Below are 9,426 nucleotides of genomic sequence, written 5' to 3'. Positions count from 1 at the left end.
GGGCGCAGCCCTGCTCGACCAACCCTCAAACCGTGATGGTCTGGGTCAGCGATTCCCAGGTCGGCGGCACCGGCCAGGACGCGGCCTGGTTGCCGTCCAGCACACGCCGCAGATCGCGTGGATCGATCTGCGGGGCCAGCACATGCACCAGCTCCAACGCGTAATCGCGCAGCACCCGGTCGCGCGGCAGCACCGCCCAGGCGATGCACTCGGTGATCGGCGCCGGTGCCGGCCACACCCGCAGATCCTCGTCGTTGGCGCTGATCGCCATCTCGGCCAGCAACCCCACCCCCAGACCCGTGCGCACATAGGTCTTGATCAGGTCGGCGTCCAGCGCGGTCAACGCCAGATCGGGTACCAGGCTCTGCGCGGCAAAGGCGCGCTGCAGGGAGGAGTTGGGTCGGGTCGAGGATTCGTAGCTGATCAGCGGCTGGCGGGCCAATGCTGCCAGGTCCGGTACGCGGCCGGCGCGGTCCAGCGGATGGCCCTTGGGCACCACCACCAGCCGCCGCCAGCGGAACAGCGGCACGGCGATGCCGTCGCTGGGTTCGCTGCCGGCGGTACTGATGATCGCGATATCGGCATCGCCCTGGTTCAGCCGGTCCAGCGCATCGGCCTCACCCGCCTGCTGCAGGTGCACGCTGACCTGCGGATAGGCCTGCTTGATGCGCGCCACGGCCGGCGGCAGTACGAAGCGCGCCTGGGTGTGGGTGGTGGTCAGGATCAGCTGGCCCTGGCTCTCGCGGCGCTGGTTGGCCGCATAGGTGCGGATGTTGTTGGCTTCGGACAGCACTGCGCGGGCGCGGCTGATCACTTCGGTGCCGGCCGGGGTGACCGACTCCAGGCTGCGTCCCTTGCGTACGAACAGCAGGAAGCCCAGTTCGTCCTCCAGCTGCTTGAGCTGCTTGGACAGGCCGGGCTGGGTGGCATGCACCCGCGAGGCGGCGAGCGTGATGTTCAGCTCGGCGTCGGCGATGGCAACCAGGTAGCGCAGCTGGGTCAGCGTCATGGCAGGCGGGCGATGTGGGGGCGGAGGTCCACTCTAGGGTCAATTGCCGTCACCAGCTTATAACCAAAGGTTGTTTAAGAAAGGTATCTGGTCATTTCCGGGCGTCATATGCCGGCGCTACGGTCAGCCGGCAGCCGCTGGCCTGATCAGCCAGCCCTCTTCCCTTCCGCCCGCCGAGCCCGGCGCGGCCTGTTCCTGGAGCGCTCCCATGGCCCTGTACGACTCCATCCTCGACACCATCGGCAACACCCCCATCGTCAAGCTGCAGCGCCTGGCGCCGCAGGGCGTGACCGTGTACGCCAAGGTTGAATCCTTCAACCCGGGCGGCTCGGTGAAGGATCGCCTGGCGCTGGCGATCATCCTCGATGCCGAACAGCGTGGCCTGCTCAAGCCGGGCGACACCATCGTCGAAGCCACCTCGGGCAACACCGGCGTCGCCCTGGCGATGGTGGCTGCCGCACGCGGCTACAAGTTCGTGGCGACGATGGTCGAGACCTTCTCGGTGGAACGCCGCAAGCTGATGCGCGCCTACGGTGCGAAGGTCATCCTGACCCCGGCCGCCGAGCGCGGCAGCGGCATGGTGCGCAGGGCGCGCGAACTGGCCGAGGAGCACGGCTGGTTCCTGGCCAGCCAGTTCGCCAACCCGGCCAACCCGGCCTACCACCGCAACACCACCGCCGCGGAGATCCTGCGTGATTTCGCCGGCAAGCGCCTGGACTACTTCGTCAGCGGCTGGGGCACCGGCGGCACCCTGACCGGCGTCGGCGAGGTGCTGAAGGTCGCCCGCCCCGACACCCGCATCATCGCCACCGAACCGGCAGGTGCCGCCTTGCTGAAGGGCGATGACTGGAAGCCGCACAAGATCCAGGGCTGGACCCCGGACTTCGTGCCCGATGTGCTCAACCGCAATGTGGTGGACGAACTGGTAACCGTGGAGGATGACCGCGCGATCGCTACCGCCCGCCGGCTGGCGGCAGAGGAAGGCATCTTCGTCGGCATCTCCGCCGGTGCCACCGTGGCCAGCGCATTGGACGTGGCAGATCGCGCTGAACCGGGCGCGGTGATCCTGGCGATGTTGCCGGACACCGGTGAACGCTACTTCTCCACGCCGCTGTTCGCCGACGTCAATGAAGGTTCCGACGACGACTGGCTGGCCGGTCTGCCCTGATCGCCGCGTTGTCGATGACAGCAGGATGACGCCCACCCTCGCGGTGGGCGTTTCCATTTGGGCAATCCTGACTGGGCATTGCCGTTGCAAGCGGACCGTTTTCCCCGCAAATCAGAAGCAATCCATTTCAACAACTTTCGTTTCGCCTGCGTGCGGCGCTCGCTTCAGCCTGCGTGAAGGCGCTGCCGGCCATCGTGCATGAACAGCGCGGATCGCAGTGCGTGAGACGGTCATGACGCAGCATCGATGCCCTGTCCCGCAAGATGCGGGTGCAGCCAGCGTGGGCACGGCGCGCAACAACTACAGGCAGGAGACGGACGCATGAAGATCGAAGTGTGGCAGGGCGACATCACGGCCCTGGCGGTGGATGCGATCGTCAACGCGGCCAATGAATCACTGCTCGGTGGCGGCGGTGTCGACGGCGCGATCCATCGTGCAGCCGGCCCCGGCCTGCTGGCCGAGTGCGAGGGTCTGCCGGAGCTGCGCCCCGGCGTGCGCTGCCCGACCGGTGAGGTGCGCGCAACCGATGCCCATGCACTTCCGGCACGGCACGTACTGCACACCGTCGGCCCGGTCTGGCACGACGGCCAGCGCGACGAGCCGGCACTGCTGGCGAACTGCTACTGGAAGTCGCTGCAGCTGGCCGAATCGCTGAACCTGCAGTCGATCGCGTTCCCGGCCATCAGCTGCGGGGTGTATGGCTATCCGCTGTACCAGGCGGCGCAGATCGCGGTCACCGAAACACTGGCCTGGCAGCGCAGCCACGCCCAGCCGATGCGGATCGTGCTGGTGGCGTTCAACACGGCGACCGCCAAGGCCTACCAGCAGGCGCTGTCGGCCGCAGGCCAGGTCGCCGACAGCGGACGCGGGTCGCTGCTGCCACCACTGGGCGATACCGGATTCGCGCCGGCGCATTGAAACAATGCGGGGCTTGGAAGAAAAAAGGCCGGGCATTGCCCGGCCTTTTCGTTTACGTCCGTCGCGACAGCGTCAGTTCGTTACTTCGGCGGCAGCGTCGGCCGCCGCCGTAGCAGCAGCCGATGCGGCAGCCGAAGCGGCGCCGTCGACCTGCACGCGTACTTCCACCATGCCCGCTTCGTCGCTCAGGCTGGTTACGTCCACGGTGTAGTGGCCGGCCGGCAGCGATTCTTCCAGGCGTGCGTTGGTGCCATTGCCACCATCGTCGTCCACCAGCTCCACGTTCGAACCGACCACGCGCAGCACCGTATCCACCTGGCTGGAAATCGCATCCAGGCGTACATCGGCCGGACGCGGCAGGCTCAGCAGGAAGCGGCGGCGCCCTTCGCCATCGAGCATGGCGAACACGCTGCCGGAGTTCGGCAAGGTGGTGCCATCACGCATGACCATGTTGGCCGGCAGCTCGGTGCGCTTGGCAGTCAGCTTGAAGGCGCCGGTACCGTCTTCGCCCAGGCTGCGCACGCGCAGGGTGTACTTGCCCGGTTCCAGCGGCATGCCGATGCGCGAATTGGTGCCATCACCGCCGTCGTCGTTTTCCGACTGTGCGCCGTTGCCGTCCAGCTTCAGCACGGTATCGAACGCATCCGATTCCAGGCGGATCTCGTACATGCCCGCCTTGTCCACCTGCAGGGTGTAATCCTGCGACTTGGATACCAGCAGGTCGACGATCTCGCCTTCGGCCACCATCGGCTTGCCGTCATACGGCACCAGCTTCTCGGCGCGCAGGCGGTACGGGCCGAAGGCGGAGGGGCCGTCGGCATTGATGGCCACCTGGTAGCTGCCGGTGCCGTTGGCGCGGAATGCCAGCGAGACGTCGTCGCCGCGCTCGTAGCCCGAGCTGCTGCTGGCCACCAGCACGCCGTTGTTGAACACGGCGATCGAGCCGCGCAGCGCGCCGGTCAACTTGATGCCGACCAGTTGCTTGTCGTCCAGCTTCAGCTGGTACAGCTGATGGTGGCTGCCATCGTTGAAATTGACGCCGCTGCGCGAGGTGATTTCGCCGGATACCGGCTTGTCGAACTCCAGCGAGGGGGCCTTGCCCACGTCCGGGCTGCCACCCATCCGGTTGCAGCCGCCGACAGCCAGCACCGTGGCAACGGCCAGCGTGATTGCGGTAATACGCATGTTTTTTCTCCTTGGCCTTCCATGTATGCCCCACGCACTGGCCTGGCGTGCGGGAGGCGGCAACGATACCGGCAAAAGCAAACGCCGGCGTGATGCCGGCGCTGCGTTGTTCAGTTCATGCTGCGAAACGGATCAGCCGTTCCACTTGCCAAGCGCGGCCTGGCCGTTTTCCTTGGCGCGCTCGTAGACGGTCTTCTGCGCGGCGGCGTAGTTGCCCTTCATGTCCTTGCCCCACAGCTTCAGTGCCGCCTGCTGCATGGCACGGCCATAGGAGAAGCTCAGCGGCCACGGCAGGTGACCCATCTGGTTCATGGCATTGAGGTGTGCGGTGGACTGCTCATCGCCCTGGCCACCGGACAGGAACACCACGCCCGGCAGGATCGCCGGCACGGTGCTCTTGAGGCACATCACGGTCGACTCGGCCACTTCCTCGACGTCGGCCTGCTCGTCGCAGCCCTTGCCGGAGATGACCATCGAGGCCTTCAGGATGGTGCCTTCCAGCAGCACGTTCTGCTGGTACAGCGCGTCGAACAGCGAGCGCAGGGTGGCTTCGGTGACTTCGTAGCAGGTCTCGATGTCGTGCTCGCCGTCCATGATCACTTCCGGCTCGACCATCGGCACCAGGCCGCATTCCTGGCACAGCGCGGCATAGCGGGCCAGCGCATGCGCGTTGGACTCGATGCAGGTGCCCGACGGAATGCTCTCGCCGATGTTGATGACCGCACGCCACTTGGCGAAGCGTGCGCCCAGCTTGTAGTACTCCTGGAGGCGCTCACGCAGGCCGTCCAGGCCTTCGGTGACCAGCTCGCCCGGGCAACCGGCCAGCGGGTGCGCACCCTTGTCCACCTTGATGCCCGGGATCATGCCGTGGTCGGCCATGTACTTGGCGAACGGCACGCCGTCCTTGGTCGACTGACGGATGGTCTCGTCGTACAGGATCGCGCCGGAAATGTGCTCGTTGAGCTTCGGCGTGGTCAGCAGCAGTTCGCGGTAGGCGCGACGGTTCTCTTCGGTGTTCTCGATGCCGACGCTGGCAAAGCGCTTGGCGATGGTACCGGTGGATTCGTCGATCGCGATGATGCCCTTGCCCGGGGCAACCATGGCCTGGGCGGTTTCAGCCAGCTGTTCGATGCTCATGTACTTCCTGTGGCGGGTGCGGGAAAAACGTAAGTATAGCCCCGCTACCCGTTGCCCCGACGTGGAGGCTCGGATGGAACCGGTTCCACTGTCTGTGCGGGACAGGAAATGTCCTGCCGGATCGGGTCAGAGCCCCTCCGGGGATCTGACCCCGGGTCGGACCCGCGCAGCGGCTCCGACCCGACGCGACACGTCTTACAGGTCGCCGAGACCGCTGGCGCGGCCGTCGTCGCCCACTTCCAGCAGGCGCAGGGTATTGGTCGCGCCGTGGGTTTCCATGTGCTCACCGCTGGTGAACACCACGCGGTCGCCGGCCTGCAGCATGCCGCCTTCCACCAGCAGGCGGATGCTGCCGCGTGCGGCTTCGCGCGGGGTGAAGCCACGGCTGTCGAAGTTGATCGGGAACACGTCGCGCATCAGCGCCATCTGCCGGCGGGCGCCGTCGTGGCGGGTAACCGCGAATACCGGTGCCGAAGCACGGAAGCGCGACAGGTAGCGGGCGGTGCCACCGGATTCGGTCATCGCCACGATCGCGCGCACGCCCACGTGCTGGGACAGGAACATGGTGGCCATGGCAATGGCCTGGTCGGCACGTTCCAGGTTGCGCGGCGAGGCGCCGAAGTCGGTTTCGGTCTGGAACTGGCGCTCGGCGCCCAGGCAGATGCGCGCCATCGCTTCGACCGCCTTGACCGGATACGCACCGGCGGCGGTTTCGGCCGACAGCATCACCGCATCGGTACCGTCGATGACCGAGTTGGCCACGTCCAGCACTTCGGCGCGGGTCGGAATCGGGCTTTCGACCATCGACTGCAGCATCTGCGTGGCGGTGATCACCACCTTGTTCTGCGCCAGCGAGGCCTTGATGATCTTCTTCTGCAGGCCCGGCAGCTCGGCATCACCGATTTCCACGCCCAGGTCACCACGCGCCACCATCACCACGTCACTGGCGTCGACGATCTCTTCCAGGTTCTCGATGGCTTCGGTGCGCTCGATCTTGGACACCAGCGCGGCGTAGCAGCCGTGCGATTCGGCGATCTCGCGCGCATCGTTCATGTCCTGCGCATTGCGGCAGAACGACACGGCGATGAAGTCCACGCCGATCTTGGCGACGATGCCGATCAGCTCCTTGTCGCGCTCGGTCAGCGCGCCCAGCGACAGGCCACCGCCCTGCTTGTTCAGGCCCTTGCGATCGGACAACGGACCGTCATTGAGCACGGTGTTGATGATGCGCTCGCCCTGCACTTCCACCACCTGCAGCTGCATCAGCCCATCGTCGAGCAGCAACACGTCACCGGCGGTCACGTCCTGCGGCAGGCCGAGGTAGCTCACGCCCACCTGGGTCGCATCGCCGGGGCCGGCACTGGTGCTGGCGATCAGGTCGAAACGGTCGCCGGCCTTGAGATGCACCTTGCCTTCAGCGAAGCGCTCGATGCGGATCTTCGGGCCCGGCAGGTCCGCCAGGATGCCCACTTCCACGCCCACACGCTGCGCGGCGGCGCGCACATCGGCGGCACGCTTGGCCTGGCCGGACGGGTCACCGTGGCTGAAGTTGAGGCGCACCACGTTGACGCCGGCGCGGAACAGATCCTCCAGCACGCCCGGCGGATCGGTAGCCGGACCGAGGGTGGCAAGGATCTTGGTGCGACGCTGACGCTCGAACATGATGGATGGGCCTCTCCCGTTAAAGGACGGAAATTAGCACATCCTTCACGTCCCATGTATACGGTTACAGCCTTGTGCTGTCTGACTCTGCGGGACATCGCACGGACATGTTCCGGACATACGCCGGTCGATGGCAGCGGAAACGCCGCCGGGCAAGGCCCGGCGCGCGCCTCATCTACTTCAGGCCAGCAATGCCAGCAGCTGCGCCGGATCACGGGCCAACTGCCCCGCACCGGCCTCGGTCAGCTCCTGCTCGCCACCAAAGCCCCACAGCACGCCCACGCTGCGCAGGCCGTGATGACGGGCGCCTTCGATGTCCATGCGGCGGTCGCCGATCATCCAGCAGCGTTCCGGTGCCAGCTGCAGGCGATGCAGCGCTTCGCCCACCAGCTGCGGCTTGCTGCTGCGCGAACCATCCGGTGTTGAACCGATCACGTCCTCGAACAGCTCACCGAACGGCAGATGCTCGACGATGCGGCGGGCATGCGGTTCGTTCTTGGCGGTGACCACCGCAAGACGATGGCCGCGTTCGTGCAGCGCGCGCACCGCCGCTTCAATGTCCGGATAGATCGTGTGCTCGCGCCAGCCTTCCACGTCGAAGCGCTCACGATAGAAGGCCACGGCCTGCTCCACCCGTTCAGCATCCCCGAACAGCGGCGCGAACGTGGTGCGCAGCGACGGGCCGATCCAGCCCAGCAGCGTTTCCTGCGACGGCACCGGGTGATCCATCTTCTGCAGCGCATAGGCGATGCAGGTGGTGATGCCCACTTCCGAATCGATCAGCGTGCCGTCCATGTCGAAGAAGAGCGTTGCACGCTCTTCTCCATCCACCCGCAGGTCGACGCTCATGCGCCGCGCGCGGCCAGGGCGGCGACGGCCGGCAGCGTCTTGCCTTCCAGGAATTCCAGGAATGCGCCGCCACCGGTGGAGATGTAGCTGACCTGCTGGGCGATATCGAACTTGTCGACCGCGGCCAGGGTATCGCCACCACCGGCGATGGAGAACGCCGGCGAACTCGCGATGGCGCGGGCCAGCGCTTCGGTGCCCTTGCTGAAGGCTTCGAACTCGAACACGCCGACCGGACCGTTCCAGACCACGGTGCCGGCCTTCTGGATCAGCTGCGCATACTGCGCGGCGGTCTGCGGGCCGATGTCCAGGATCAGATCATCCTCGGCCACCGCATCGACGGCCTTCACTTCGGCTACCGCGTCGGGCAGGAACTGCTTGGCGGTGACCACGTCCACCGGCAGCGGGATGTCCGCACCGCGCGCCTTGGCGTCGGCCACGATCTTCTTCGCGGTATCCAGCAGGTCCGGCTCGTACAGCGACTTGCCGACCTTGTAGCCGGCCGCCGCGATGAAGGTGTTGGCGATGCCGCCACCGACGATCAGCTGGTCGACCTTGCCGACCAGGTTGGCCAGCAGTTCCAGCTTGGTGCTGACCTTGCTGCCGGCGACGATGGCCAGCAGCGGCTTGGCCGGTGCATCCAGTGCCAGTGCCAGCGCATCCAGCTCGGCCATCAGCAGCGGGCCACCGGCAGCGACCGGGGCAAAACGGATCACGCCATGGGTGGATGCCTGCGCACGGTGTGCGGTACCGAACGCGTCCATCACAAACACATCGCAGAGGGCGGCGTACTTCTTCGACAGGGCTTCATCGTCCTTGCCCTCGCCAACGTTCATGCGGCAGTTTTCCAGCAACACCAGCTCCCCCGGCTGCACGTCGACGCCGTCGACCCAGTCACGCACCAGCGGCACTTCGCGGCCCAGCAGCACCGACAGGCGCTCGGCAACCGGCGCCAGCGAATCGGCTTCGCTCCACACGCCTTCCTTCGGGCGGCCCAGGTGCGAGGTGACCATCACCGCCGCGCCCTGCTCCAGCGCGCGCTTGAGCGTCGGCAGGGAAGCGGTGATGCGCTGTTCGGAGGTGATGCGGCCATTCTCGATCGGCACGTTCAGATCCTGGCGGATCAGCACGCGCTTGCCGGAGAGGTCGAGGTCGGTCATGCGGACGATGGACATGGGCAACTCTTTGGCTCTGGAGATGGGATGCCGGTTTGCGGCAGACGGTCATTGTATCGGGTGGCGATGCCTGCGGCAGGCAGAGGCAACAGCAGGTGCAACAGCAACGGCAACGGCCGAAGCGCTGGCGCTTCGTGGTGCTGTGGGTGGGCCGGGGCGGTGTGGGCCCGCGGGGGACGCCGTGAATCCATCCCTGGAGGCTCGGGCGCGCCATCCATGGCGCTTACGCCCCCGCGAGCCCACACCACCCCGGCCTCGACAGGTTCATGGGGCGGAGCGGATGGCAAAGGCGAAAGCAAAGGCGGTTTCTGGTGTCGGATGAAGGA

General features: G+C 66.5%; 8 protein-coding genes. 2 read left to right on the top strand and 6 right to left on the bottom strand.

What is annotated here, in order from left to right; genetic code table 11:
* Positions 1 to 25: 25 nt before the first annotated feature.
* Positions 26 to 1,009 carry a LysR family transcriptional regulator gene (locus DBR20_RS08970; RefSeq protein ID WP_108265941.1) on the bottom strand — a complete coding sequence of 328 codons (984 nt, stop codon included), beginning with the start codon at positions 1,007 to 1,009 and terminating at the stop codon, positions 26 to 28.
* A gap of 208 nt (positions 1,010 to 1,217) precedes the next feature.
* Between DBR20_RS08970 and cysK the strand changes: the two genes are divergently transcribed.
* On the top strand, positions 1,218 to 2,177 hold the full coding sequence (cysK, locus tag DBR20_RS08965) for a cysteine synthase A (protein WP_099820853.1): 960 nt from the start codon (positions 1,218 to 1,220) through the stop codon (positions 2,175 to 2,177).
* Positions 2,178 to 2,498: 321 nt separating this feature from the next.
* Positions 2,499 to 3,095 (top strand): O-acetyl-ADP-ribose deacetylase, encoded by a 597-nt coding sequence (locus tag DBR20_RS08960; protein ID WP_108265940.1) that lies wholly within the window; start codon positions 2,499 to 2,501, stop codon positions 3,093 to 3,095.
* 72 nt (positions 3,096 to 3,167) lie between these two features.
* Here DBR20_RS08960 and DBR20_RS08955 read toward each other — a convergent pair whose 3' ends face one another.
* The 5 genes from DBR20_RS08955 to DBR20_RS08935 form a co-directional block, all read right to left on the bottom strand.
* Positions 3,168 to 4,280, bottom strand: a complete 1,113-nt coding sequence (locus DBR20_RS08955) for an ABC transporter substrate-binding protein (RefSeq protein WP_089236628.1) — start codon at positions 4,278 to 4,280, stop codon at positions 3,168 to 3,170.
* 132 nt (positions 4,281 to 4,412) lie between these two features.
* Positions 4,413 to 5,417, bottom strand: a complete 1,005-nt coding sequence (locus tag DBR20_RS08950; RefSeq protein WP_089236629.1) for a class I fructose-bisphosphate aldolase — start codon at positions 5,415 to 5,417, stop codon at positions 4,413 to 4,415.
* A 195-nt stretch (positions 5,418 to 5,612) separates the two neighbouring features.
* A complete protein-coding gene (gene pyk / locus DBR20_RS08945) occupies positions 5,613 to 7,079 on the bottom strand; it encodes a pyruvate kinase (RefSeq protein ID WP_108265939.1) in 1,467 nt (488 codons plus the stop codon).
* A gap of 180 nt (positions 7,080 to 7,259) precedes the next feature.
* Complete coding sequence (locus DBR20_RS08940; protein WP_108265938.1) at positions 7,260 to 7,928, bottom strand: HAD hydrolase-like protein; 669 nt, start codon at positions 7,926 to 7,928, stop codon at positions 7,260 to 7,262.
* Complete coding sequence (locus tag DBR20_RS08935) at positions 7,925 to 9,100, bottom strand: phosphoglycerate kinase (RefSeq protein WP_108265937.1); 1,176 nt, start codon at positions 9,098 to 9,100, stop codon at positions 7,925 to 7,927. Before DBR20_RS08935 ends, DBR20_RS08940 begins: the two co-directional genes overlap by 4 nt.
* Between the last annotated feature and the right edge of the window lie 326 nt (positions 9,101 to 9,426).

This window comes from Stenotrophomonas sp. HMWF023 (genome assembly GCF_003060985.1).
In the GTDB taxonomy this organism is placed as follows: Bacteria; Pseudomonadota; Gammaproteobacteria; order Xanthomonadales; family Xanthomonadaceae; genus Stenotrophomonas; species Stenotrophomonas lactitubi.
This window is presented reverse-complemented; position numbering and strand designations above follow the sequence as displayed.